The organism is Campylobacter hyointestinalis subsp. lawsonii (assembly GCF_013372165.1).
GTDB classification, from domain to species: domain Bacteria; phylum Campylobacterota; class Campylobacteria; order Campylobacterales; family Campylobacteraceae; genus Campylobacter; species Campylobacter lawsonii.
The window spans coordinates 962,828-987,677 of record NZ_CP053828.1 but is presented as its reverse complement, the minus strand read 5'-3'; the positions used below and the strand labels follow the sequence as shown (position 1 = coordinate 987,677).

Annotated in this window: 24 protein-coding genes and 1 pseudogene; 15 read left to right on the top strand and 10 right to left on the bottom strand. The window is 32.1% G+C overall.

Translation table 11 applies throughout. From position 1 onward, the window contains the following. Nucleotides 1–6: 6 nt before the first annotated feature. Together mgtE and CHLWT_RS05040 are read left to right on the top strand one after the other, a co-directional pair. Nucleotides 7–1,374: a magnesium transporter gene (mgtE, locus tag CHLWT_RS05045; RefSeq protein WP_063998286.1), complete on the top strand. Its 1,368-nt coding sequence runs from the start codon at nt 7–9 to the stop codon at nt 1,372–1,374. After that, a complete protein-coding gene (locus CHLWT_RS05040) occupies nt 1,359–1,961 on the top strand; it encodes an NUDIX domain-containing protein (RefSeq protein WP_063998285.1) in 603 nt (200 codons plus the stop codon). The genes mgtE and CHLWT_RS05040 overlap by 16 nt, the downstream gene beginning before the upstream one ends. Here the strand turns inward: CHLWT_RS05040 and CHLWT_RS05035 are convergent. Further along, the gene (locus CHLWT_RS05035) at nt 1,944–4,478 is read right to left on the bottom strand and encodes a hypothetical protein (RefSeq protein ID WP_112000003.1); all 2,535 of its coding nucleotides are present in this window, start codon (nt 4,476–4,478) and stop codon (nt 1,944–1,946) included. The two genes, CHLWT_RS05040 and CHLWT_RS05035, sit on opposite strands and share 18 nt — an antisense overlap. Before the next feature lie 227 nt (nt 4,479–4,705). On the opposite strand from CHLWT_RS05035, the gene groES reads away from it, so the two are divergent. The 4 genes from groES to CHLWT_RS05015 all read left to right on the top strand — a co-directional run bounded on the left by groES (nt 4,706) and on the right by CHLWT_RS05015 (nt 9,328). Continuing rightward, entirely contained in the window at nt 4,706–4,969 is a 264-nt protein-coding gene (gene groES / locus CHLWT_RS05030; RefSeq protein WP_111968357.1) for a co-chaperone GroES, read from the top strand. A 10-nt stretch (nt 4,970–4,979) separates the two neighbouring features. Continuing rightward, a complete protein-coding gene (groL, locus tag CHLWT_RS05025; protein WP_063998234.1) occupies nt 4,980–6,617 on the top strand; it encodes a chaperonin GroEL in 1,638 nt (545 codons plus the stop codon). Nucleotides 6,618–6,892: 275 nt separating this feature from the next. Next, nucleotides 6,893–8,200: a DNA recombination protein RmuC gene (locus CHLWT_RS05020; protein ID WP_112000002.1), complete on the top strand. Its 1,308-nt coding sequence runs from the start codon at nt 6,893–6,895 to the stop codon at nt 8,198–8,200. A 111-nt stretch (nt 8,201–8,311) separates the two neighbouring features. Further along, nucleotides 8,312–9,328 (top strand): type II asparaginase, encoded by a 1,017-nt coding sequence (locus CHLWT_RS05015; protein WP_111971492.1) that lies wholly within the window; start codon nt 8,312–8,314, stop codon nt 9,326–9,328. Nucleotides 9,329–9,359: 31 nt separating this feature from the next. On the opposite strand, the gene CHLWT_RS05010 is transcribed toward CHLWT_RS05015, so the two are convergent. Next, on the bottom strand, nt 9,360–9,836 hold the full coding sequence (locus CHLWT_RS05010) for a DUF4405 domain-containing protein (RefSeq protein WP_112000001.1): 477 nt from the start codon (nt 9,834–9,836) through the stop codon (nt 9,360–9,362). 108 nt (nt 9,837–9,944) lie between these two features. Between CHLWT_RS05010 and CHLWT_RS05005 the strand changes: the two genes are divergently transcribed. The 9 genes and pseudogenes from CHLWT_RS05005 to CHLWT_RS04965 all read left to right on the top strand — a co-directional run bounded on the left by CHLWT_RS05005 (nt 9,945) and on the right by CHLWT_RS04965 (nt 15,793). Further along, the gene (locus tag CHLWT_RS05005; protein ID WP_112000000.1) at nt 9,945–10,559 is read left to right on the top strand and encodes a LysE family translocator; all 615 of its coding nucleotides are present in this window, start codon (nt 9,945–9,947) and stop codon (nt 10,557–10,559) included. An 8-nt stretch (nt 10,560–10,567) separates the two neighbouring features. Further along, nucleotides 10,568–11,167 (top strand): LysE family translocator, encoded by a 600-nt coding sequence (locus CHLWT_RS05000; RefSeq protein WP_111999999.1) that lies wholly within the window; start codon nt 10,568–10,570, stop codon nt 11,165–11,167. 42 nt (nt 11,168–11,209) lie between these two features. Beyond that, a complete protein-coding gene (locus CHLWT_RS04995) occupies nt 11,210–11,686 on the top strand; it encodes a 3-isopropylmalate dehydratase small subunit (RefSeq protein WP_063998229.1) in 477 nt (158 codons plus the stop codon). A 24-nt stretch (nt 11,687–11,710) separates the two neighbouring features. Next, nucleotides 11,711–12,781, top strand: coding sequence for a 3-isopropylmalate dehydrogenase (gene leuB / locus CHLWT_RS04990; protein WP_063998228.1), 1,071 nt, complete (start codon nt 11,711–11,713; stop codon nt 12,779–12,781). Then, the gene (locus CHLWT_RS04985; protein WP_063998227.1) at nt 12,778–13,023 is read left to right on the top strand and encodes a hypothetical protein; all 246 of its coding nucleotides are present in this window, start codon (nt 12,778–12,780) and stop codon (nt 13,021–13,023) included. Before leuB ends, CHLWT_RS04985 begins: the two co-directional genes overlap by 4 nt. A 215-nt stretch (nt 13,024–13,238) precedes the next feature. Then, a pseudogene (locus CHLWT_RS09620) lies at nt 13,239–13,397 on the top strand (CiaD-like domain-containing protein); the annotation flags it as partial. Beyond that, nucleotides 13,363–14,460 (top strand): tRNA nucleotidyltransferase/poly(A) polymerase family protein, encoded by a 1,098-nt coding sequence (locus CHLWT_RS04975; RefSeq protein ID WP_170253208.1) that lies wholly within the window; start codon nt 13,363–13,365, stop codon nt 14,458–14,460. The pseudogene CHLWT_RS09620 and the gene CHLWT_RS04975, both read left to right, overlap by 35 nt. Continuing rightward, the gene (locus tag CHLWT_RS04970) at nt 14,457–15,344 is read left to right on the top strand and encodes a Ppx/GppA phosphatase family protein (RefSeq protein ID WP_112000642.1); all 888 of its coding nucleotides are present in this window, start codon (nt 14,457–14,459) and stop codon (nt 15,342–15,344) included. The genes CHLWT_RS04975 and CHLWT_RS04970 overlap by 4 nt, the downstream gene beginning before the upstream one ends. A 2-nt stretch (nt 15,345–15,346) precedes the next feature. Then, a complete protein-coding gene (locus CHLWT_RS04965) occupies nt 15,347–15,793 on the top strand; it encodes a GatB/YqeY domain-containing protein (RefSeq protein ID WP_111948167.1) in 447 nt (148 codons plus the stop codon). Nucleotides 15,794–16,109: 316 nt separating this feature from the next. Here the strand turns inward: CHLWT_RS04965 and CHLWT_RS04960 are convergent, their stop codons facing one another. From CHLWT_RS04960 to CHLWT_RS04925, 8 genes are all read right to left on the bottom strand, one after another. Further along, nucleotides 16,110–17,351, bottom strand: coding sequence for a type II secretion system F family protein (locus tag CHLWT_RS04960; protein WP_111985307.1), 1,242 nt, complete (start codon nt 17,349–17,351; stop codon nt 16,110–16,112). Then, nucleotides 17,348–19,087 carry a GspE/PulE family protein gene (locus CHLWT_RS04955; RefSeq protein ID WP_176320881.1) on the bottom strand — a complete coding sequence of 580 codons (1,740 nt, stop codon included), beginning with the start codon at nt 19,085–19,087 and terminating at the stop codon, nt 17,348–17,350. The genes CHLWT_RS04960 and CHLWT_RS04955 overlap by 4 nt, the downstream gene beginning before the upstream one ends. A gap of 62 nt (nt 19,088–19,149) precedes the next feature. Further along, nucleotides 19,150–19,926, bottom strand: coding sequence for a CDC27 family protein (locus tag CHLWT_RS04950; RefSeq protein WP_111970946.1), 777 nt, complete (start codon nt 19,924–19,926; stop codon nt 19,150–19,152). Then, nucleotides 19,919–20,743 carry an ATP-binding protein gene (locus CHLWT_RS04945; protein WP_112000644.1) on the bottom strand — a complete coding sequence of 275 codons (825 nt, stop codon included), beginning with the start codon at nt 20,741–20,743 and terminating at the stop codon, nt 19,919–19,921. The genes CHLWT_RS04950 and CHLWT_RS04945 overlap by 8 nt, the downstream gene beginning before the upstream one ends. Beyond that, nucleotides 20,736–22,304: a pilus (MSHA type) biogenesis protein MshL gene (gene mshL / locus CHLWT_RS04940; protein ID WP_063998219.1), complete on the bottom strand. Its 1,569-nt coding sequence runs from the start codon at nt 22,302–22,304 to the stop codon at nt 20,736–20,738. The genes CHLWT_RS04945 and mshL overlap by 8 nt, the downstream gene beginning before the upstream one ends. Continuing rightward, nucleotides 22,282–22,689 carry a hypothetical protein gene (locus tag CHLWT_RS04935; protein WP_112000645.1) on the bottom strand — a complete coding sequence of 136 codons (408 nt, stop codon included), beginning with the start codon at nt 22,687–22,689 and terminating at the stop codon, nt 22,282–22,284. The genes mshL and CHLWT_RS04935 overlap by 23 nt, the downstream gene beginning before the upstream one ends. Further along, the gene (locus tag CHLWT_RS04930; protein ID WP_112000646.1) at nt 22,686–23,318 is read right to left on the bottom strand and encodes a hypothetical protein; all 633 of its coding nucleotides are present in this window, start codon (nt 23,316–23,318) and stop codon (nt 22,686–22,688) included. The genes CHLWT_RS04935 and CHLWT_RS04930 overlap by 4 nt, the downstream gene beginning before the upstream one ends. After that, nucleotides 23,315–24,826, bottom strand: a complete 1,512-nt coding sequence (locus CHLWT_RS04925; RefSeq protein WP_112000647.1) for a hypothetical protein — start codon at nt 24,824–24,826, stop codon at nt 23,315–23,317. The genes CHLWT_RS04930 and CHLWT_RS04925 overlap by 4 nt, the downstream gene beginning before the upstream one ends. Between the last annotated feature and the right edge of the window lie 24 nt (nt 24,827–24,850).

Below are 24,850 nucleotides of genomic sequence, written 5' to 3'. Positions count from 1 at the left end.
TATCAAATGACTAAAGAATTAGACGAGATAAAAGAACAGTTAGAAAAGCATTTTGAAGATGGCACCGGACTAAATGATTTAAGTCCTGCTGATCTTGCTGAACACCTTAAGGTCTTAAAAAGACATGATGAGAATGAGTATGCAAACTATCTAGAAAAACTAGATTCTCAAAGTCTTGGTGAAGTGGCTATAGAGATGCCTGATCACATGCTAAAAGACTTGATAGAAAATGTCCCAAATGATAAAATAGCAAAAGCTATCGAAGAGCTTGAGAGTGATGACGCGACTGACTTGCTTCAGTATATCGAAGATATAGACGAAGATAAGGCAAAAGAGCTTTTTCGTTCTCTTGAACTAGATAGTCAAAAAGAGATCAGCAAGCTTATAAATTACGCAGAAAATGAAGCCGGTGCATATATGCAAACTGAGCTTTTCTCAGCTAAATTAGATGAAAAACTAAGTTCGGTTATATCTCGTTTTAGAGTTATGAAAAAACTAGGAGAAATCGAAAATATATTTCAGCTTTTTGTAGTAGATAAAAATGGAATTCTTTGCTACGCTATACCGCTTGAAGATTTAATAGTATATGATTTTGATCTAAATTTAGAAAATATAGTAAAAGATGGCGGAGTAGAAAAATACAAACCTCACGCCGCAACAGATACAGATGATATAAGCGAAGTTGCAACTATGGTAAAAGATTTTGACTTAAGTGCCATAGCAGTCGTAAATAAAGCTGGAGTTTTATTAGGACGTATCACTACTGATGATATACACGACTTCTTAGAAGAGAGCGCTACTGAGCAGATATATAACTTAGCCGGTGTCAATGATGAAGCAGAAGAAGAAGATACGCTTTTTAAAGCAGGGCGTGCTAGAGCAGTGTGGCTTTTTATAAATTTAATCACCGCACTTATCAGCGCTTCTATCATAGGGTTTTTTGATAAGACTATAGAAGCTTACGTAGCTCTTGCTATACTTATGCCTATTGTTGCTAGTATGGGTGGAAATACCGGAACTCAAGCACTTGCTGTTACCGTTCGTAAGCTTGCTACTCATGAGATAGATTTTAGCGACGCAAAACGCGTAATCTTTAAAGAAGTCAGTATAGCTTTTATAAATGGGCTGATTTTTGCTACTTTGATGGGGATCATAGCTTATATATGGTTTGGCGTTAGCTTACTTGGTGTTGTGATAGCTATTTCTATGGTTATAAATTTATTTTGTGCGGGATTTTTTGGGACGCTCATACCCTTGATACTTAAAAAATTTAGCATAGATCCAGCTGTTGGAAGCTCTGTTTTACTGACTACAGTAACTGATGCGGTTGGATTTTTTAGCTTTTTAGGACTTGCAAAATGGATACTATTATAAAAAATTTAGAGATCGTTCCTCTTGAAAAATCAAAATTCGTAAAACCATTTAGTATTTTATATACTCAAGATGGGAAAAACAAACGCTGGGACTGCGTAGAGGCTCACGATAGTGTTTCTTGCATAATGTATCACAAGGAGTTCGACGCATTTTTGCTTGTCAAGCAGTTTCGTCCATCGCTTTGGTATTACCAAACTAGGCATTCTATAAATTCAGATGAGCTAGGAGTGACTTACGAGCTTTGTGCTGGTATCATGGATAAGGGCTTAAGTCCTGAACAGACCATACTTGAAGAGATACTTGAAGAGACTGGATATGAGGTTGGTAAGGTAAAAAAGATAACTAGCAGTTATACTGCACTTGGATTTGGTGCAAATCGCCAAACGCTATTTTGTACTTTTATAGATGAAAGTATGAAAAAAACCGCAGGTGGCGGAGTCGATGACGAGAGGATAGAAATAGAATTTATAAAAAGAGAAGAAATCACCAAATTCATATATGACGAAAGTAAGGTTAAAGCACCAAATTTGCAGTTTGCGGTGCTTTGGTTTTTGGGGCATTTTGAAGAGTTAAAAAAGATTTTTTAGTCCTTTTATCAGCTCTTTTGCGTTGTTTTGTTTAGTTGCGTTTTCATCTGTTTTAAATACTTTGTTTAAGGTTTTTTCTATTTTTAGGTTTATATAATTTGAATCAAACGCATATCTTGGTTTTTGCGTTGTTCCTGAGACTTCTACTCTAAGGTCTGTTTTTTCTATATTTAAATCAACTGGTATAAATATCTTTGAATTAGCCAAATTTAGTGTTCCTTTTGTTATGTTTATGTCTGATTTTGGTGAGCTAATCTCTGCTTTTAAGGTTAGTAAATCTCTGTTTATATCGCCTTTTATATAGCCATTTTTATATACTTCTTTTGTTATATCTCTATCTAAAGCTACGCTTATAGCTTCTGTAAGTCCGCTTTTTGTAAGGCTTCCTTCTAGTATGTCTATTTTGAAATTTCCTTTTGCTGATTCTATGTCATAGTTAGCGTTTAAGTTTCCTTTTCCACTATAGAATTTTTCATAATCAAGCATTGCTAAAAGCTCGCTTATATCAAAATTATTCATATTTAAATTTAGCTTATTATCTTCTAGTTTAGAGCTTAGCTCACTATTTAGCAGTTTTGATTTTAGCGTGGCGTAGAGATTTTTATCATATTTTATTTTGCCGTCTAAATTTGTGGCTCCTATTAATTTTTTGCCGCTTAAAAACTCTAGTTTAGATAAGTCATCTATTTTTGCGTTATAAACTGCATCTAAGAGCATCTTGTTTATGTCAAAGCTGCCGTTAAATTTAGTTATATCCATCAAATTTGAGTTTAGATTAGATGAAAAATACACAATAGAATTTGTTATAGTCGGTTTTATGTTTAATTCAAATTTGACGTCTTCAGGGATATTTTTCTTTAAAATTTGACTAATATTTTTTGAGTTTAAACTTCCGTTTTTTATATTTAAAATACCTTTTGCGTTTAAGTTTTTGATATCTATGCTATCAAAATTTAGATCCGCATTTAAAATACCATTTGCTAGTGGCTTTTGTCCTGCTATAACAAACAAATCGTTCAATGAAATACTATTTAAATTTGCTTTTAAGTTTTGATTATTTAGTGCTATATCAATTTTTCCGCCAAGTAAATTTCCATTTAAATTTAGTATTTTTAAGGCGTTTGATCTTATATTTGCAGCACCATTTAGTAAGATTGTTCCTTTTAAATTTTGATTTGTAAGCTTGCTAAGATCATTTATGTCAAGTATAAAATCAAAATCTCCACTTTTTTGAGCCAGATTGTATTTTCCATTTAACTTATTTAAATTTAAAATCTGCGAAGTTATAATAGAATCAAGATTTAATAAGCCTTTATCTACGCTTATTTTGATATCGCTATTAAAAGGTATATCTTTGTTAATGCCTATATTTAAGAGTTTATTTACAGAGTCTTTTTGGATTTTTGCTTTTGAAATTCTTAAGCTTGCTATACCGCTAATTAGGCTAGGCGAGCTGATATCTTTTATGTTTATTGCGCCTTGCATTAATCCATTTGCAACATTTGGTAACATAGCTACTTTTAGGACTTCATCAAGCTTTATATCTTTTAGCTCGGCAGTTATTTGATCGTCTTTTAATTTTGCGTTTATATTTCCCCCAAAACCTTTTATGAGCGCATCAAAATACTCAAGTTTGGAAGCAGATATTTTTATATCGCCTTTGAGCGTTATCTCTCCGCTAAGCTTGTGATTTATGATTTTTTCTAGTTTGTTTAAATTTGGAATGTTTAGGTTAAAGTCGCTATTTAGCTCATTTTTATTTATATCGTAAATAGAATTTAATGCCGCAGCTATGGCAATAGGTGAGCTTAAAACCGTTTTTGCCGTTGCTATTTTGTCTAGTACTTTTATATCCGAGTTTAAATTTAGATAGAAATTATCGCCTAATGTTATATTAAAATCTTCTTTTACTAAAGCATTGTTCGTATATAATTTAGAAGATGTTACTTTAGCAAATCCCAAGCTAGTGCCATTTGTATCAGAAATATCAGCGATTAAATTTAGTTTTCCGTTTAGATATGGTTTTTGGTTTATGCTTATTAAGATATCTTCTACATTTAGATTTTTAGCATCTAGTTTGATCAAAGATGGTTTAAAATCTATGATTTTTGTATTAAATTTGATATTTGAGCCAAATGCATTACCAGCCCCATTTGCTATAAAATTATTTAAATTTCCGCTTAAAATACCTTTTAGCTCCATCTCTTCTTTTACATTCAACCCAAAACTTTTCAACCTATTTGCACTTAAAACGTATTTTAGATTAAAGTCTTTTTTAAATAAATTATAATCTCCAGATATGCTTAAATTTAGTTCTTGATTTATATCTGCACCTATTTCTATGGCGGTAAGACCGACTTTAAATTTGTTTAAAACTACATGAGTATTTGTCTTTTGTTGTAATAAATTTTGGACATAAGGCTTTAATAAAGAATTCCCGAAATTTGTAAAAAGTATGCCATACACACATGAAAACAATAAGATCGTGACACCAAAAATCCAGCCGACTATCTTCATAAAAACTCCTGATCTTTGTAGAAATTAGGCTAAATTATACTAAATCTAAGTTAAGAAATAGTAACTTAAGATTTTTTTCAAAAGTTGAGTGTAATAGACTAAAATTTTATGATAATTTTCACTATAACCCTTGACTTTTAACTTAAATTATGATATATTTTCGTCACTCAAAAGGTTAGAGTGCTAATTTTAAAAAAGAAAATCTAAAAATACTGAAAGGAATAAAGATGAATTTCGAACCACTTGGAAAACGCATTTTAGTAGAGCGTGAAGAAGAAGTTAAAACTACTGCTAGCGGTATTATCATACCAGACAATGCTTCAAAAGAAAAACCTTCAAAAGGTAAAGTAGTAGCAGTCAGCAAAGAAGCTGAGAATGTTGGTGTTGGCGATATCGTGTATTTTGCAAAATATGCAGGTAGTGAAGTTAGCTTAGAAGATAAAAAGTATTTAGTTTTAAATTTAGAAGATGTTTTAGGTAAAACAAAATAAGGAGATAAAAATGGCAAAAGAGATTATATTTTCAGATGATGCAAGAAACAGACTTTATGAAGGTGTTAAAAAACTAAATGACGCCGTTAAAGTAACTATGGGACCACGCGGACGCAACGTACTTATCCAAAAGAGTTTTGGCGCTCCTTCTATTACAAAAGATGGCGTAAGTGTTGCAAAAGAGATCGAGCTTAAAGATACTATAGAAAATATGGGTGCAAGTCTAGTTCGTGAAGTTGCTAGTAAAACAAATGATGAAGCAGGAGATGGCACTACTACTGCTACTGTTTTAGCTCACGCTATATTTAAAGAAGGACTTAGAAATATAACTGCTGGGGCAAATCCTATTGAGGTAAAACGCGGTATGGATAAATTTGCAGAAGCTGTCATAAATGAGCTAAAAGTATCTGCTAAAAAAGTAGATGGTAAAAAAGAGATAGCTCAAGTAGCTACGATCTCTGCAAATAGCGACACTAGAGTAGGCGATCTTATAGCTGAAGCTATGGAAAAAGTAGGTAAAGACGGCGTTATAACAGTAGAAGAAGCAAAAAGTATAAATGATGAGCTTGTTGTTGTTGAGGGTATGCAATTTGATCGTGGTTATCTAAGCCCATATTTCATCACAAATGCAGAGAAAATGCAAGTTGAGCTAAGCAGTCCATATATACTTTTATTTGATAAAAAGATTACAAATTTAAAAGATCTACTTCCTGTTTTAGAGCAAATTCAAAAAACAGGAAAACCTCTTCTTATCGTAGCTGAAGATATAGAAGGTGAGGCTCTTGCAACACTTGTTGTAAATAAACTAAGAGGTGTTTTAAATATTTCAGCTGTGAAAGCTCCTGGATTTGGCGATAGAAGAAAAGCTATGCTTGAAGATATTGCTATTTTAACTGGTGGCGAAGTTATAAGCGAAGAGTTAGGTAGAACATTAGAGAGCGCTAGTTTGCAAGATCTTGGAAGTGCTGATAGAGTAGTGATAGACAAAGACAATACTACTATCGTAAATGGTGCAGGCGATAAGAGCTCTATAGAAGCTAGAATCAATCAAATAAAAGCTCAAATCGCTGAGACAACAAGCGACTACGATAGAGAAAAACTTCAAGAAAGACTAGCTAAACTAAGCGGTGGAGTTGCTGTTATAAAAGTCGGTGCTGCTACTGAAACTGAGATGAAAGAGAAAAAAGACAGAGTAGATGATGCTCTAAACGCTACAAAAGCAGCTGTAGAAGAAGGCATTGTAGTAGGTGGTGGTGCAGCACTTATAAAAGCTGGAAACAAAGTAAGTCTAAATCTAAAAGGCGATGAGCTGATCGGTGCTGAGATCGTTAAACGTGCGCTTTTTGCTCCACTTCGTCAAATAGCTGCAAATGCGGGCTTTGATGCAGGAGTCGTAGCAAATGCAGTTCAAACAAGCAGTGATGCGAACTATGGATTTAACGCGGCTAATGGCGAATACGTAAATATGTTTGAAGCAGGTATCATCGATCCTGTTAAAGTTGAAAGGGTTGCTCTTCAAAATGCAGTTAGCGTAGCAAGCTTGCTACTTACTACAGAAGCTACTGTTAGTGATATAAAAGAAGACAAACCTGCTATGCCAGCAATGCCTGATATGGGCGGTATGGGTGGCATGGGCGGTATGATGTAAGCCACTTTGATCCCCTTTTTTGGGGATCATCTACATACACAAAATATATAAAATAATAAATTTAATTAAAACTTGCATAAATCCAACCAGCTGATTTTTTGTAGTTTTGTATAGAAAATTTACCATTTTTGACGTATATGGCAAAAATCAATATGCAAAGTATATTTACAAAAGGTATCGTAAATGCTGTGATTATAGCACTTTTGATATCTCAAATCAAAGTTTTTAAGAAAATCTAAGATATAATTTTCTTAAAAATAAAATATAGGAAAAATATGGAAATTTATATACTTTTATCTGCTGTTATCTCTGCTCTTTTAGTTTTGGTTTTATATCAATTCTTTCATACAAATAAGCTTAAATTTGAACTTAAATTGCAAAATGAGAGATTTTTAAATTTACAGATCAAACTTGATGAAAATAGAGCTAAACTGCTGAGTTTGGAAAACAAAATTCAAAACCTAAATGAGCAAAAAACACAAAGTGAGATAGAAAAAGAAAAACTAAAAACTAAATTTGATGAACAAATTCATATAAATTTAGAATTAAAAGCAAGACAAGACGAGCTAGATTTAAAAACGAGAGAGTATTTTGAGCTAAAAACCAAAGAGATGAGCCAACATCTTTTAAATTTAAATAGTAAAACGCTTAGCGAAAACTCACAAAAGATCCTTGAAAATCTTATAAATCCGCTCAAAAACGAGATAGAAAAATACCAAAAAGAGAGCATAAATACAAGCACTGTATTTAAAACGAATTTTGAAAATCTCAAAAGTGAAACCAAAAATATAATGACTCAAGCTAAAAATCTCGCCGAGGCGCTAAATGGCAATAAAAAAGTTCTTGGCAACTGGGGTGAGATACAGCTTGATAGCGTGCTTAGTGCTAGCGGACTAGAGCTAAATAAAAATTATTTTAAGCAAGTCGCTTATAAAGATAAAAATGGAGCACAAAAATATCTTGATGTAGTCGTTGATTTTGGTGATAGTAAAAAAGCAATTATCGACGCAAAATGCTCTTTGGTGAATTATAATGCGTATTTTAACGAAAGCGATGAAGCCAAAAAAACGCAGTTTGCAAAGGCGCTTTCAAATGATGTTAAAAAACACATTGAGTTACTTAGCTCAAAAGAGTATCAAGACTATGACACTAAAACGTATGAATATATATTTATGTTTGTTCCAAATGATGCTATATTTTACACGGCTTTAAATCAAGACAGCACAATATATGAGTATGCTTATGAAAGAGGCATTTTTATAACGACTCCGCTTACTTTGCTTATGGCTTTAAAAACCGTTTATATATGCTGGAGAAATTTAAAAAGCGATGAGAATGCTATGAGAATTCTCACTGAAGCTGGAAAAATATATGATAAATTTAGTATATTTACAGATAGTTTTGAGAAGATCCAAAATCAGCTAAATACATTAAATAAAACTTTTGGAGAGTGTCAAACTACTCTTAGTGAAGGCAGAGGAAATCTGCTTGGAAGATTTGAAAATTTAAAAAAACTAGGTGCGAAAACTACTAAAAATATAGGTAAAACTTACTACGAATTTGAAGATGACAGCGTTATATGATTTGACTTGAATTTTATTAAATTGTATAATTACACTTACAAAATCAAGGCTTTGGATTTTGGATTGTTAATGTATTAAAAATCCATGTCTTAAAAAAAGGTTTTTATACTAATGCTTTTAGCTTTAAATGCTACTTTTGCAAAACCTACTATTTATATACTTGCCACAGGCGGAACTATCGCAGGAAGTTCTTCAAGCGCTCTTAGTAACAGATACTCTTCAGGAACAGTTAGTGTAGATAAACTTATAGCCGCAGTTCCTAAAATCAATGAGATAGCTACCATAAAAGGCGAACAAGTAAGTAATATCGGCTCTCAAGAGATGAATAACGAAGTTTGGCTAAAACTAGCAAAACGCGTAAATGAGCTTTTAACTAGCAAAAATATAGATGGTATCGTGATCACTCACGGAACAGATACTATGGAAGAGACTGCTTATTTTCTAAATTTAGTCGTTAAAAGCAATAAGCCTATAGTTATGGTAGGAGCTATGAGAAACTCAGACTCTTTAAGTGCAGATGGTCCTTTAAATCTATATAATGCCGTAAATGTCGCAATGGATAAAGAAGCAGTAGGTAAGGGCGTTTTGGTTGTTATGAATGATGAAATTCACGCCGCTAGAGAAGTTGCTAAGACAAATACTACTGCTGTAAATGCTTTTGCTTCTCCAAATACTGGTAAAATAGGCACTGTTATTTATGGAAATACTAAATTTTATATGCAACCAACTAGAAAACATACAAAAAATAGCGATTTCGATATCACTAAAATCGAGTCTTTACCTAGAGTAGATATACTATTTAACCACTCAAACGATAATCCTGATTTTGTAAATATCGCTGTGAAAAATGGAGCAAAAGGCATAATCAACGCTGGAATGGGAAATGGAAATCCATATCCAAGTATGCTTGAAGCTTTAGGTAACGCGGTAAAAAGCGGTGTAGTTGTCGTTAGAGATAGCAGAGTAGGTAGTGGAGAGACTACAAACAAAGGCGAAGTAGATGACGTAAAATACGGCTTTTTGACAAGCGATAATCTAAATGCACAAAAAGCTAGAGTGCTTTTGATGCTCTCTTTAACAAAGACAAATGATCCTAAAAAAATTAGAGAGTATTTTTTAACTCACTAAGCCATAAAGCCCCTTGATAAGTGGCTTTGTTTTATTTGCTTAGCAGTGCTTTTACTAAGTCGTTTTCTTTTATATTATTTTTAGTTGCAAATTCTTTTATGCTTATATCTTCAAATTTAAGTCCATTTTTATTTAGGTATTCATTAAATAAGTTTTCATTCGTGCCGAAAATTTTCTCTGCAGTACTTAAATTTAGATTTGTGAAGTTTTGATATACCTCTTTAAACGGCGGTTTTGGATTATTTGGTGTAACGGCTATAAAAACTACGGACGCTACAAATAAAACGCTCATTATAGCTAATTTTTTTCCTACAAAGTACTTTTTAAACGGTGTTAAATTTGCCATTATATGCAATACACATGCTATCACCATTGCAATACCTATATATTCGTGTAAAACCTTTATACCGCTAGATTCTATATCAAAAAACATAAGAATTCCCGTGATCCCTACTACTACAAATGTGACTATCGTGGATGTTGTCCCAACTGGTTTTGAAATTTTCATCTTTTTCCTTTTTTATAAATTTGATGGAATTATTGTAAAATAGTGTTAAAAAGTTGTGAATTTATATAAGTTTTTGATACAATACTACGCAAAAATTAAGGTGATTTTATGGACTGGATTTTATTTATTACAAGCTTCTTTTTGGCTGCTTTAAGCCCCGGGCTAAATATGCTTATGGCGCTTACTATCGGGCTTAGCGCAGGTTATAAAAGAGCGTTTTTATTTATCTTATCATCTACTTTTTGTTTGGCTGCTATGGTATTTTTAAGCGGAGTTGGGATAGGATTTTTGATAACTAAATTTCCATTTTTCTTTACTATTCTTAGGATTTTTGGTGCGTTTTATCTATTTTTTATAGCTTATAAGATGTTTTTGGCTACTAAAATAGATAGTGATATAAAGATAGATGTTAGAAATTTAAGCACAAAAGCTATAGTTTTTCAAGGATTTGTAAGCTCTTTTGGCGATCCTCTTATATGGGGATTTATGATAAGTTTGCTACCTAAATTTATGGACATTCATAATCCTTTTAACTCTACTTTTGCGGCATTTATCATAGTTATAGCTTGTATAGAGTTTGTAGCTACAAATATCTATGCTACTTTTGGCTCAAGCGTAAAGATGTTTTTTAGTTCAAACTTTAAGATTATAAATAAGATCAGTGCAACTATGTTTTTACTACTTGGAGTTTGGATGCTTTTTGACGCGTTTAAATCTTTTTAGGTGTTATTATGGACTGGTTGCTTTTTATAACTACTTTTTGGGCGATCTCGCTACTTCCTGGGCTAAATATGACTTTGGCTCTTAGCCTTGGTATGAGCGTCGGCTATACAAAAACGCTTTTTATGATGGCAGGAGCGACGATAAGTCTTGGCATAGTCGCTTTTGTATGCGCTGTTTCAGTAGGGGCGGTGTTGGCTAAATTTCCGATATTTTTTCAAATTTTTACCATTATATGTGCTATTTATCTTTTGTATCTGAGCTATAAAATGTTTCTTGGAAGCAAATTTAACCTTGATGAAAAAGCAAAAGATATAAGCTCTAAAGCTCTGTTTTGGCAAGGCTTTATGAGCTCAGTATCAAATCCAAAGGCGTGGGCGTTTTTTACTGCTTTATTTCCGCTCTTTATAGATAGCGTTTCGCCCTTTGGTATCAGGCTGTATATGATGATATTTGTCTTGATGTTTATAGAGATCATCGACTTTAATATCTATGCTCTTGGCGGAGTCGCGTTTAAAAAACTGCTTAAAACAAAAGCTTATCTGATAGAAAGAGTAAGTGCGGTCTTGATAGCTATCATAGCAGTTATGATGATAATTGAGCGATTTTAAGTTTAAATTTGATATAATCGACCAAATTTTTAAAGGAAAAATATGTCAAAAGTATGGAAATTTAAAGATAATATTGATACTGATATAATAATCGCCGCAAGATATTTAAATACAAGCGATCCAGAAATATTAGCAAAACATATAATGGAAGATGCAGATAAGGATTTTTATAGTAAAGTTACAAAAGGCGATATAATCGTAGCTGGAGAGAACTTTGGCTGCGGAAGTAGTCGTGAGCACGCTCCAATAGCACTAAAAGCAGCTGGTATCAGTGTGGTAATCGCAAAGTCTTTTGCGAGAATTTTTTATAGAAATAGCTTTAATACAGGACTTTTGATACTAGAATGTCAAAGAACAGATGAGATAAATGAAGGTGATGAGCTAGAAATAGGCTTTAGCGAAGGAATAATCAAAAATTTAACTCAAAAAACAGAGTATAAATTTGAACCGATTCCTGAGTTTATGCAAGAGCTTGTGAGATCTGGCGGACTTATAAACTATGCTAAAAAAAGTTTATAATGTAAATTTAATAGAGGTTGAGCTATGAAAAGATATAATGTATGTGTTATAAAAGGTGATGGCATAGGGCCAGAAATAGCAGACGAAGCGATAAAAGTTCTCGATAGCGTGAGTGCGAAATTTGGGTTTGAGTTAAACTACGAATATTTTTTAATGGGTGGAGCTGCCATTGATGTTTTTGGCGTTCCACTTCCTGATGAGACTTTGGATGCTGCTTTAAAAAGTGATGCTGTGCTTTTTGGGGCTATTGGTGGTGAAAAATGGGACTCTCTTCCTAGAAATCTTCGCCCTGAAAGCGGACTTTTAAAGATAAGAAAATCGCTTGGGGCTTATGCAAATTTACGTCCAGCTCTTATATTTGACGAGCTTATAAATGCTTCTACTTTAAAGCCTGAAGTTTTACAAGATGTCGATTTACTAGTAGTTCGTGAGCTTACTGGTGGTCTTTATTTTGGTGAGCCTAGAAAAAAAGAAGAAGATAGAGCTTATAATACTATGGTATATAGCACAAGTGAAATACAAAGGATAGCTAAGATCGCTTTTGAAGTAGCCCTTAAAAGAGATAAAAAAGTTTGTATGGTAGATAAAGCAAACGTACTAGAAACATCTCAACTTTGGAGAGAAGTGACTACAAAAGTCGCAAAAGACTATCCTGAAGTAAGCTTAGAGTTTATGTATGTGGATAACGCTGCTATGCAGCTAGTGAGAAATCCAGCACAATTTGACGTTATTTTAACTGAGAATTTATTTGGTGATATACTTAGCGATGAAGCTAGTATGATATGTGGTTCTATCGGGTTGCTTCCTAGTGCGTCGCTTGGTGGAAAAGTAGGGATTTATGAGCCTATACATGGAAGTGCTCCTGATATCGCAGGGCAAGGAATCGCAAATCCTATAGCTATGATACTTTCAGCTGCTATGATGCTAAAATACGCATTTAATGAAAATGATGCGGCTGATGCCATAGAAAAAGCAGTTCGCGCAGTGTTAAAAGATGGATACAGAACAAAAGATATAGCCAAATTTGATGCCAAAGAGATATGCACTACAAGCGAGATTGGCTCTATAATTAGTGATTATGTAAAGAAAATATGAAAAATACGATAACTGAAGCACTTATTTATGAAAATCAAGGTCTTAGAGATGACGCTCTTGAGGTTTATAAAAATATCTTAAAAGCCGATCCTACCAACAAAGAGGCAAGTTCTGCTATAAGAAGACTTAGTGGTTTAAGACGTAAAAATACTCAGGCAAATTCGCAAATGCTTGAGTTTTTTTTAAATTTAAAAACTGAAGAAGAAATACGAGAATTTAAAAGGTGGCTAGTAAAAATATGAAACTTGAAGATATCGCAAAGATCACAATAGATGAGGTCGCTGCCGAACTAGAAAAAATCCAAAAGCTTGAAGATATGCAAAAAGCTAAAGCTGAAGAGCAAGTGCGAAAAGAACCTTTTTTCATATCTGAAGACGAGCCAAAAGAGCAGATGACCTTAAGCAAACAGTCTATCCAAAACACGCAGGATTTTGATAGCAAGATCAGCAGTGAGATTATATTTTTACAAAATCTAAAAGAGCGTATAAGCGTACTTTTTGATGGATTAAACAGCACAGAAAGTACAAATTTAGATCTTAGACTTGATATTACTATCAAGTTTTTAGAGTTTTTGCTTGCAAATGTCGAAAATCGCCTTAAACTTATCTCAAAATAACGAGTTAAGCGCTCTTATAAAATTCCTAAAAAAACATACAAAACGTGCTTATTTGGTAGGCGGATGTGTCAGAGATCTGTTGCTTGGCTTGCCAAATAGCGACTTTGATATAGAAATATATGATATTTCTAGCGATAAGTTTGATGATTTGATGAAAGATATCGGCGCTAGTGGTGTAGGTAAAAGCTACTTTGTATATAAATTTAAAAACTTTGATCTAAGCCTTCCTAGAATCGAGAGTAAAAATGGTGTAGGGCATAAAGCTTTTGACGTTTTTTACTGTAATGATGAAATGATCGCTAGTAAAAGGCGTGACTTTACGATAAATTCCATAATGCTAAATATTTTTACCGGCGAAATTCTTGACTTTTGGGGTGGCAAACAAGACTTAAAGAGTAACACTTTAAGAGTTGTAGATGAAAATAGCTTCAAAGATGATAGCCTTAGAGTGTTAAGAGCTGTGCAGTTTGCGGCTAGATTTGCCTTAAGGGCAGATAATAATAGTTTAAAAATAATGCAAAGTATCGACATAAGCGACTTGAGTTTAGAGCGAAAACGCCAGGAGCTTGAGAAATTTTTCAAAGCAGAACATCAAGCTTATGGAGTTGGGTTGCTTATGGACTTAGGCTTAGACAAAAAACTTTTTGGAGTAAAACTCAGCGCTAAATTTGGTAAAAAAGTGGAAAAACATTTTGCTTTATTGCAAGATAGTAGAGTTTTTTTGTATGATCTCATAGGCGAGTATAGGCTTGATCCAAAACAAATTTTATCAAGTTTAAGTTTGGGAAAGTTTTATCGTAGGCTAATTAACGAGCCATTTTTAAAAAGATGTACTAAATTTGATATGATGAAAATATCTCTAAATATGAGTTTATCGCAGTGGCTTGGGCTAAATACTAAAAAAAGGATAAGTTTAGCAAAAGAACTTGGTTTTTATGATAAAAAATTTAGTCCAGTTATAGATATAAGCAAGGCTAATGGGCTAAAATCAAAAGAGCTAGGTAAATTTATAGAGCAACAAAAAGAGCTAGCGATAAAAAAATACTTAAGGATAAAAAATTGATCTGTATCGATCTAGGCTCAAATACTCTTAGAGCTTGTTTGATGAATGATGAGCTTGAAGTAGTCCAGGCTTATGAAAAAATAGTAGGATCTGCTAGAAATTTAAGCGATAAAGGGCTTAGCGATCAAGCTAAGAAAAGGATTTATGATGCTTTGGTTCAGCTAAAAAGTAGGTTTGATTTTGACTCAAATTTAAATATTGCAGTCGCAACAGAGGCTTTTAGACTAGCTAAAAATGCCAAAGACTTTTTTGAATTCATATCTAGTGATTTGGGTATAAACTTCAACATTATAAGTGGATTTCTTGAGGCAAAACTTACTAGGCTAGGCGTGGAAAATAGGGCGAAAAAGCTCGGAGTAAATATAGAAAAATCTCTGCTTATAGATCTTGGTGGAGCTAGTACTGAGATAAGTTTTGGAGATAATTTTGCTAGTTTTAAGTTTGGCATAGTTAGATTTTGGCAAGAATGCGACTTTGATATAAAAGATAGTGATAAATTTGCTAAATTTGCAAAAATAAAAACTAATGAAGCTGTAAAGTTTATAGATGGTTTTAAATTTGAAAATATCATCTTGACTTCTGGAGTTCCTACAAGTGTAGCAGCACTTAAGCTAGGATTAAAATATGATGATTACGATGCAAGGCTGATAAATGGTATGGTTTTAGATATGAATGATTTTTATGATGCGAGGCGGATATTATGCGCCGCAAAAGATCCGGATTTGCTAGTTGGAGATGATAGAGTAGAGCTTGTTATAGCTGGAATTTGGCTAATGTCTTCTATGATATCTAAATTTAAAGTACCTTTTATCGTCATTGATGATGGGCTTAGAGAAGGCATAGGAGTTGGTGCTAAGCTTAAATTATTAAATTTAAAGGAGTAAAAATGAGTGTAAAAGAGCAAATTTTAAACGACATTAAAGAGGCGATGAAAAATAAAGATAATTTTCGTCGTGATACTTTAAGAATGATAAATTCAGCATTTAAACAAATCGAAGTTGATGAAAGAGTAGAGCTTAGTGATGAGCGAATTTTTTCTATTCTTCAAACTGAGATAAAGCGTAGAAACGAATCGGCAACCCAGTATAAAGCGGGAAATAGAGACGATCTCGCTCAAAAAGAACTCGAAGAAATAGCCATTATAAGCGTATATCTTCCAAAACAATTAAGCGATAACGAAGTAGAAGAGGGGCTTAAAGCCATCATATCAAAAAATGGTTTTGCCTCTATAAAAGATCTAGGAGCCCTAATGAAAGTAGCTAAAGATGAATTTGGCGCAAGCTGCGATGGCAAAAGAATGAGTGAATTTGCTAAAAAGCTTTTAAACAGCTAAAATTATCTTAGCGCTAAGTTCTTCTATAAATAACATATAAGAGATATTGATTTTATTTGATAAATTAAAAAATATATTATCAAATCTCTTGCTGAATGGGTCTTATAACTTTTTGTTATCACCTAAATACTATGGAAGAAAATGATTTTTAAATAAAAATTTATCAAAAAGACTTCATCAAATTTTCTCTTGAACATGTAGAGCGAAAAAAGAATATTTATGATAGGTTTTGCTTATTTTTCTTTGAGAAAAATAAGACATTTTAAAAAAATAGTATAAATTTGATTAGCCGATTTATAAATAAGATAAATTAAATTTATTTTACGGCGTTTGTCATATCCCACATAGGCATAAAAATACCAAGTCCTAAAAGTATGACCGCACACGCTATAAATACAAGCAGTATCGGCTCTACGTAGCTTGATATATTATCTATGATATTATCAAATTTATCTTTATAATAATCCGTAACTTTTTCTAGCATAGAGTCTAAACTACCACTTTTCTCCCCTGCGCTTATCATTTGTATAAGCATACTTTCATAAAGTTTTGTGTCTCTAAATGCTGAATTTAGCGAATTTCCTTGCTGGACGCTTATTTTTACGTTTGACATCTTATCTTTTATATATGAGTTTTGTATAGTCAAACACGCATCGTCTAAAGCATTTACTACAGGGATACCAGCCTTAACTAGCTCGGAAAATACAAGGTTAAATCTATGCATAGTCGCAAGATGTATTATATCTCCTATCAGATAAACTTTTAGTAGATATTTATCGGATAGAAATTTAAATTCGCTATTTGATTTATAAAATTTCTTGATAAGAAAAATCAAAACAATGATTCCGCCAAGCATATATAGCCCAAAATTACTAAGGACGTATTCTATATTTAGTAAGATTATGGTAGGCAGTGGAAGCGTAGCATTTAGTTGCTCGAAAATTTCTCTAAATTTCGGCACTACTACGACCATAAGTAAAACAAAAGCTATTATTATAGCTACTATGACGGTGATAGGATATCTTATAGCTTTTTTAAATTTCTTTTGATTATCCCATACTTCTTGTAAAATATCAGCTAACTTTTTGAGTGCTTCTGAGAGATTTCCGCCTTCTTCTCCAAGCCTAATCATAGCTATAAATATATGTCCGAGTTCGTATTCGTATTTTTTGAGCGACTCAGTTAGACTCATACCGGCATTTAAGTCCATGCTTACGTTTTCAAATATACCTCTAAGTTTTTTATCAGATGTACTAGAAACGGCTTCTTTTATGCAGTCGTGTATGGAAATTCCTGCATTTGACATAACGCTTATCTGTCTTACTAGGGCAACTAAATTTGGGATTTTTATTTTTGAATTTAAAAAAAATTTGCTTAGTTGTTCTTTTACTTGTTCTAGTTGTTCATCAAGCGGGATAGAGTTTATCTCATTGATTTTTAAGATTGGGCTATTGTTTTGTGTTTTTGCTAAAGCCCTAGCTTGATTTAGACTATCTGCTTTTATGATGACTTTAGTCCGCTTAAAGTTTATCATCTGTTCTATTTCATAAATTTTCATGTTCTAGCTACTCTATAAACTTCTTCTATCGTTGTTATACCGTTTGCAGCTCTTATGATACCATCATGAAACATATTTATAAAGCCTTCTTCTAAAGCTACTTTTTTTATATCTTCTTTTGATGAACCAGATGCTATCATTGATTGAATTTTATCACTTATAGGTAGTATTTCGCTAATCATTTCTCTGCCTAAAAATCCAGTTCCAGAGCACTGTTTGCAACCTACGCTTTTATAAAATTCATAGTTTTGTGGCAGATACTCTTTGATATCTTCAAGAACATTGTTTGGAAGAGTTATCTTTTGTTTGCAATTTGGGCATAGTCTTCTAACTAGTCTTTGGGCTTCTATGCTTATAAGCGCACCGCTTACTAGATAGCTTTCTATACCCATGTCTATTATGCGGATTATAGCGGAAATAGCGTCGTTTGTGTGTAAAGTAGAAAAGACTAAGTGTCCAGTAAGAGCTGCTTGGATAGCTATCCTAAGTGTTTCTTGATCTCTGATCTCGCCTATCATTATGATATCAGGATCTTGCCTTAAAATCGAACGCAAAGCCATAGCAAATGTTAGACCGGCTTTTTCATTGACGTGAACTTGTTGTATCATATTTAGTTGATATTCGACTGGGTCTTCTACTGTTATGATCTTTTTTTCTATACTTTTTATGTCGTTCAAAGCTCCATAAAGTGTCGTAGTTTTACCACTTCCAGTTGGTCCAGTGACTAGTATGATGCCATAAGGTGAGTGCATAGCGTTTTTAAATTTAGCAAAGTTTTTCGGGTGCATTCCTAAATTTTCTAAGCTGATGATAACTTTTGATTTATCAAGTATCCTTAAAACTATACTTTCGCCATTTAAGATAGGTAGAGTTGAGATACGAAAATCATACTCGCGTCCTGAAATTTGAGCTGAAAAACGTCCGTCTTGTGGTTTTCTACGCTCTGCTATATCCATATTTGAAAGTAATTTTATACGGCTTACTAATGGCGGATATATATCTTTATCAAATATAAAACTCTCAGTTAGCATACCATCTATCCTACTTCTTACGATACAGTGGGTTTCTGATGGCTCTATATGGATATCGCTTGCTCTTGCTTCTATAGATGATTTTAGTATAGTTTCAATAAGCTTTAAAATGCCGCTGCTGTCGTTATCTGAGGTCGTATTGTTTCCAATCTCTTTTCTTATTTCTAATATCAGCCCATTTACACTTTCGTTTAACTCGATTTTACTCATATATTTATCTATTTGTAGCGGGTCGCACACTACTATTTTTAGCAATTTTCTGTTAAAAAGGTAACTGACTCTATCTTGAGCTTCTATGTCAAATGGGTTTTTAAACGCTACATATACGTTTATTTCATCTTCTTTTATCGGTAGGGCGCCCATTTTTTTGAGTTGGGCTACTGGAAACTTTGAAGAGAGATTGTAATCTAAATTTGTATTTTCAAGATCGCAGTATGTAAATTTAAAATGGTTGGCTAAGTTTGTTAAAAATAAATTTGAATCTAGCATAAAATGTTCGGACACGTCTTTAAGATTTATCCTATCTCTTTTATACAGATCAAATAAAGCTAGTAAAAAATCTTCATTTGTTATATAGTTGTTATTTACAAGCGTATTTTTTACGCCGTTTTCTATGATCTCTCCTTCAAGCTCAAGAGCCAAAGAGCTATCTAGTTTTTTATCTTTTACTAGTGAAAGTAAAACTTGTTTGTCTATGGAATTCATCATATCTTTTTTTGGTTTTTGATAAAATTCCGGTCCGGATATTAATTCTTCTTTTTCGCTCATTACAAAGTACCCATTTTTATCTGTGTAAGCAGCGCGTCGATACTTTTTGACGGTTGCTTTTTGTTTATAGTATTTAAAACATTTATAGCATCATCTTTTTTGCCTGTTTTGTATTTTGATTTGGCAAATATGATCCAGCCCTCAACCCTATCTTTGTCCATATTATTTATCGTAAAAGCCCACTTCATAGCATTTTTATAGTCTTGTTGTCTGTAATACTCCTGCGCTATAGAAATAGCAAATTTAATATCATTTGTAGATTCAAATTTCTTTTTTAAAGACGCTATAGATAGCTTCATTTCTTTTGATTCTATAAAAATCTTATTTTGTTTTTCTTCTTTTACTTCGCCTTGGTTAGCATCAAACTCTTCTATGAGCGTCGGTTCTGGTGCTTGGCTTATTAGTTGTTTTGTATTTTGAATATTTGGTTTATTTGGGACGATAAGCATCGGAGTGAGATTTTCTTTAGTCATCTGCTCATCTGTAGCTAAAGTCGCTTGCTCTTCTGTTTTGTTTTTATCGGCTTCAAATTTTAGCTTGGCTTGCTTAGCTTTTTGTTTTAATTCATCAACTTGTTTTTTTAAATTTAAATCTACTATCTCTTGCTTTTTGATATCGTTTTGTTCAAAATGTTTAAATGTTTCATAGCTTACAAATATGACAGATAAAATAGATATTAAGATCAAAAAATACAATGCTTGTTTTTTTCTATTTCTTTTATTGTTAAAATCTTGCCATTTTCTTTCTAATTCTAGAATTTCGTAAGCGTCAAGCATCTAATAACTCCGAGCTGATCGCCGCCATCTCTACGATCTGTGTTTTTAGATATTTTGAGTTGATAAAAGATGGTCTGTTTTCTTCATAATGTTCATATATCTCATACATTTTGTATAAAAGTCTATTTAGTGTTCTAAGGTTTCCATTTGTTAATTTATGTATGAGTTTTATATGAGATGGCTTATACATAGAAAAAAAGCTATGTTCGTTGTGATATAGCAGTTTTTTTTCTATATATAATCCTACTTCATCATTAACCAAATTTAAAAGTTCTATGCTTTCCCAAATTCTTGTTCTAAAATAGTCCTTTGCAAGTACGTCTTCGCTTTTAGTTTTATGCACTGTAAAAAGTATCTTAAAATGCCTTGTGTCCGCTAAAAGGCGTATTTTTTCTATGAGAAAATCTGGATATAACTGAGCCTCATCTAATAAAAGAATGATTTGCTTTTTTAAAATATTTTCTTCTTGATCAATGCTATTTTTATACGTATCTATAAATTTTTCGTAAGTATTTACATCTTTAAATTCTTGTTTGAAAATTTGAGCACAAAGAGCTTGTATAAAATCTTTTTCATTAAAAAATGGTTGAGAAAAAAATATAACATCTTGCTTTGATCTTAGATCATTATAGATTTTGTTTAACAAAAAGGTTTTTCCAGAGCCTGGCTTTCCATAAAATAGTATTAGTTTTAGCGGTTTTTTGAGTGCGTTTAAAATTTTATGATAAGCTAAAGTTGATTTATCTAAATTTATATAGTCAAATACGCCATTGTCTTCTAAAAAAATATCTTTTATCTTTGTATATCTGTTATTCATAAATCGACTCTGAAAACCCTAAATCTTTTAAAGAGCTTTTTATTGTATTTGGATTATCTATATTGACTACTTTTGGTTTAATAATAAAAATAAGCTCAGTTGTTTTAAATATATCTTGATCGCTTTTAAATAAATTTCCAATTATAGGCAGATCTCCTAATAGCGGAACTTTATTGATATTTTTACTATTTGCTTCGCCTATCAATCCGCCTAATACTATAGTATCGCCGCTATTTACTTGAACTACTGTTGATAGTTGTTTTTGGTTTGTATCAGGAGCGATTGTTCTAATATCTGCATTTGCTTTATAAGTATCATCTTGAGAATATTTAAATTCACTAAGGCTCGGGTTTATTCTTAGCATAATTTTATCATCATCGCTAACTTCTGGTAAGATATTTAGTAGCATACCTATAAAAACAGAATAATTAGTAAAAGTTGTATTTGTAGTAGTGGTAGTTCCATTGTTTGTTGTATCTTCTTGCGTGCGGTAATTAATATTACTTCCAACTGTGATCAAAGCTTGTTGGTTATTCATCGTCATAATCTTTGGGCTTGAAACAACTTTAGCTTTGCCGTTTGTTTCTAAGAAATTTAAGACACCGTCTATACTTAAATTTACTCCGCCGCCAAGAACAAATCCGCCTGTGATATTTCTAAGGCTTTGAGCTGGATTGTCATTTGTGCCTGTTCCAAATTGAATATTTGATGGTAGCTTATTGCCATCGGCGTCTTTTTGGGAGCCGTTGCCTAAATAGCTATTAAATCCAAGCTCAAATTTAGACCAATCAACGCCTTTTTTATATTCGTTATCTAACGTTACTGATATGATTGAAACATCTAACATAACTTGTTTTTTTAGCCTTTGTTCTAAATCTTTAATATATTTTTCAACACGATTTAGTTGAGAATTTGAAGCAGTTATCGTAACTAATCCTGCATTTTTATTTATTATAATAGCAGGCGAAGTTGTTTTTTGTTGCCCATTAATACTTTGAATATCGTTACTTAATATAGCTGTTAATTCATCGCTTAAATTTTCCCAAAAATCAAATTTTTCTTTAGTAGTTATAGCATTATCTAGTTTAGTGACTTCGCCGTTGTCGCTGTTTTTATCATTGTCTCCATCTACTTTTACAGGAGAAGCATTTACAGAAGCTTTTGTGATTGCGTGTCCCGTTCTAATTGAGGTTATATAGTCTATCTTAAAAGTTTTTGTTTGGAATGCTGAAATTTTTAATAGATTATTATTAAATTCATAGCTAAGGTCTCTTTGTTCGACCAAAATGTCAAAAATTTCATTTAATGTCATATCTTTTATGTTTATACCAGATATTTGGCTATTTAGAACCGATTTAGTGTGTTCATCGCTTTGAATAATGCTAAAATGGCAACTATCAGATAGTTGATTTAGAATTTCATTTGTTGTTACAGAATCGCTTATTTTTATATTAAAAACTCTATTTTGGCAGTTTTGAGCTACAAGTGCTGACTTAAGTATAAAAATAGATAAAAACAATAAAATAAATTTGATTTTTTTATCTATATGTAATAGAAACATTTTGATTACCTTTGATGATATTGAGCTCCAAAAGCTCTTCTTGATTTTTTAGCACAACACTACTTTTTTTGATTTTATATATATCGTATTGATCTATTTTATCATTTAGTTTATACCATAAGTTGTTTATTTTTACTTTATTGTTGAAGATGGCATAAAGACGATATCTAGGTGCTGTTTGATTGCTGTCTTGACTCGCTTGCAAAGAGCTATTTGCTTGTTCGGATTTGAAAAAAGGATTTGTTATATTTTCAATCTCTTTTTGAGTAAGACCTGTTTTAGCTTCTGTTAAATTTTTTAATATATTTTGATATCTTTCTAAGCTGTTATCTTCACAAAAGCCTAAACTCATAGTCGCTAATGCTAAAAATATATATCTTATCATTGATATTTTATCCCCCAAGTAGAGATATCCATACTTCCTATTATGCTTAAACTAGAAGCATTTAGGTCTATATTATTTATATCTATAACCAAATTTAGTTCTTCTAAAGAATTTATATATTTGAGAAGATTTGTAAAGCTTGAGCTAAAAGTAATCCTAAAATCATATATCTTATCCATAGTAAATAACTGCAAGAGCGGTTTTGTATTGTTCGTGATATTTGTGATATTGATACTATTTTGTTCGGCTTGTTTTGATATGTAATTCAAAAACGAGTTTTGGTTATTTATATCAAAAAAAGACGTGGATAGCTTTTTTAATTCTGTATTTAAAAAACTATTATTTGCTTTTAAAGCTTTTAGTTGAACTAAGCTATCTTCTAACTCTTTTTGTTTTTTAGATATCACTTCGTCAAGATATTTTGGGGTAGGTAGTTCCAAGTATGATTTTTCTAAATTTTCTTTATTTATGATATTTTGTCTGCAGTACTCATCAGAAATATCATACAACGACATATAAGCCACATAAAATATGATAAAAAATGTAGCTATAAAGACCATCTTGATCTCGCTTGGTTTTTTATTTGCAAAATAGCCGTCGAGTTTTAATATGAGTTCTTCTATATTCACTGTTTTATCTCCACGGTAATATTGCTCTCATAGCCTAAATTTGGATTGCTTAAAAGAAAGATTTTTTTAGTTCTTATCTTGTATATTTTTGAGCGTTCTAGATCTTGCATAAACTGAGTTATCTGTTTATCGCTGCTGCTATTTATGGATAGTGAGATATTTCTATCTTTTATAGATAGCTCTTTTATCTTGATATCCATATCTTTTGTGTATCCAGCTATATCATATATCGCAACACCTTTCATAGGATAATTAACTTTTTTATCGTAAATTTGATTTAATAAATTCTTTTTTAAATTTAGATCTTTATCGTTTAAGTATATGTTTTGTTTTGTGGCTTGTATGTCTAAATTTATCTGTTCTAGCTTTGCTTGTAAGACTTGTATTTGGGATTTTCTATCATTTATCTTCTCTTGTTCGTAATTTGCTTGTATATTTACGAAATACCCGTATAAAAATTGATAACAAGGATATGCTAAACTAGCTACTAAACTAGCACAAACTATGCTTAAAAATATTCCTCCATTTCTTTTATAAAAAGCAGGTGGTCTTAAGAAATTTGAAAAGTTTATACTTTGTAGATCGCCTTTTATACAATCCATAGCATACAGCGTCATAAACGTATGAAGATAGCTATGATCAAGTTCTCTGTTTTTTAAATTTATATTAAAATCAAAAGCCTGTGTTTTTATGAGAATTCTGTCTTGGACGAACTTATCTAAACCATCTATATTTCCTAAATCGCTGCTTATATATATATTGTTTATAGATAAATTTGAGAAATTTTGTATGCTGCTTATGATGTCTGAGACATAATAAAACACATCGTCTAAAATTTGACTTAGATATCCTGCGTCTTCTAAATTTAAACCATTTATTCTTAGCTGCTTTGCAAAATCATCATAGCTTAGTTTATTTCCGCTTAACTCGCAAAGTTTTGTGTTTATAGCACTAAGAGAGTACCTAGAAAGGGATTTTGATTGTAAATATTTTCCGTATTTATACACTACCAAAAATGCATCGTCTTCTTGCAAGTATATAAAACAATCAACTCCGTCTTTTTTTAAAATATTATTTTTATAAAGAACTTGCATAAGAAAAGGAGCTGCGGTGATGCAATCTATGTATTTTATATTTTGAAGTATCTCTTTGTAATTTTCATATATGGCTTGAGTATTTGCTATAAAAGTGTCATAAATGGTAGCAGAGTCTTCTTGTTTTATATAATTTATCTTATATTCAAAGTTTTGATCTAGCCCAAGCTCTTCATATGCTTTTTGTGTTATTACACCTTCTATCTCTTCTGGCGATGTTGGAGTATATCCTGCTAAAGAGACATCTATAGGCGATATAATGAGATCTTTATGTTTTATGTATGATATAAAATATCCGTCGTTTTTATGAATATTTGATAAGCTTTTTAGACTTAGTCCGATATTTTGGCTAAAGCTGTAGATACTTTGCTTTGATTGATCGATAGATATAATGCATTGTTTTTTTGATTTCAAAATTAACTCTATTTCTTAAATATT

Excerpts from the sequence above, each read along its gene's own strand:
- CHLWT_RS05015 (WP_111971492.1), top strand. The coding sequence starts at position 8,312 with ATGCTTTTAGCTTTAAATGCTACTTTTGCAAAACCTACTATTTATATA.
- CHLWT_RS04945 (WP_112000644.1), bottom strand. The coding sequence starts at position 20,743 with ATGAATAACAGATATACAAAGATAAAAGATATTTTTTTAGAAGACAAT.
- CHLWT_RS04995 (WP_063998229.1), top strand. The coding sequence starts at position 11,210 with ATGTCAAAAGTATGGAAATTTAAAGATAATATTGATACTGATATAATA.
- CHLWT_RS05010 (WP_112000001.1), bottom strand. The coding sequence starts at position 9,836 with ATGAAAATTTCAAAACCAGTTGGGACAACATCCACGATAGTCACATTT.
- CHLWT_RS05020 (WP_112000002.1), top strand. The coding sequence starts at position 6,893 with ATGGAAATTTATATACTTTTATCTGCTGTTATCTCTGCTCTTTTAGTT.
- CHLWT_RS05000 (WP_111999999.1), top strand. The coding sequence starts at position 10,568 with ATGGACTGGTTGCTTTTTATAACTACTTTTTGGGCGATCTCGCTACTT.
- CHLWT_RS04960 (WP_111985307.1), bottom strand. The coding sequence starts at position 17,351 with ATGAAAATTTATGAAATAGAACAGATGATAAACTTTAAGCGGACTAAA.
- groES (WP_111968357.1), top strand. The coding sequence starts at position 4,706 with ATGAATTTCGAACCACTTGGAAAACGCATTTTAGTAGAGCGTGAAGAA.
- CHLWT_RS05040 (WP_063998285.1), top strand. The coding sequence starts at position 1,359 with ATGGATACTATTATAAAAAATTTAGAGATCGTTCCTCTTGAAAAATCA.
- leuB (WP_063998228.1), top strand. The coding sequence starts at position 11,711 with ATGAAAAGATATAATGTATGTGTTATAAAAGGTGATGGCATAGGGCCA.
- CHLWT_RS04985 (WP_063998227.1), top strand. The coding sequence starts at position 12,778 with ATGAAAAATACGATAACTGAAGCACTTATTTATGAAAATCAAGGTCTT.
- CHLWT_RS04975 (WP_170253208.1), top strand. The coding sequence starts at position 13,363 with ATGTCGAAAATCGCCTTAAACTTATCTCAAAATAACGAGTTAAGCGCT.
- CHLWT_RS04955 (WP_176320881.1), bottom strand. The coding sequence starts at position 19,087 with ATGAATTCCATAGACAAACAAGTTTTACTTTCACTAGTAAAAGATAAA.
- CHLWT_RS05035 (WP_112000003.1), bottom strand. The coding sequence starts at position 4,478 with ATGAAGATAGTCGGCTGGATTTTTGGTGTCACGATCTTATTGTTTTCA.
- groL (WP_063998234.1), top strand. The coding sequence starts at position 4,980 with ATGGCAAAAGAGATTATATTTTCAGATGATGCAAGAAACAGACTTTAT.
- CHLWT_RS04935 (WP_112000645.1), bottom strand. The coding sequence starts at position 22,689 with ATGATAAGATATATATTTTTAGCATTAGCGACTATGAGTTTAGGCTTT.
- mgtE (WP_063998286.1), top strand. The coding sequence starts at position 7 with ATGACTAAAGAATTAGACGAGATAAAAGAACAGTTAGAAAAGCATTTT.
- mshL (WP_063998219.1), bottom strand. The coding sequence starts at position 22,304 with ATGTTTCTATTACATATAGATAAAAAAATCAAATTTATTTTATTGTTT.
- CHLWT_RS04965 (WP_111948167.1), top strand. The coding sequence starts at position 15,347 with ATGAGTGTAAAAGAGCAAATTTTAAACGACATTAAAGAGGCGATGAAA.
- CHLWT_RS05005 (WP_112000000.1), top strand. The coding sequence starts at position 9,945 with ATGGACTGGATTTTATTTATTACAAGCTTCTTTTTGGCTGCTTTAAGC.
- CHLWT_RS04950 (WP_111970946.1), bottom strand. The coding sequence starts at position 19,926 with ATGCTTGACGCTTACGAAATTCTAGAATTAGAAAGAAAATGGCAAGAT.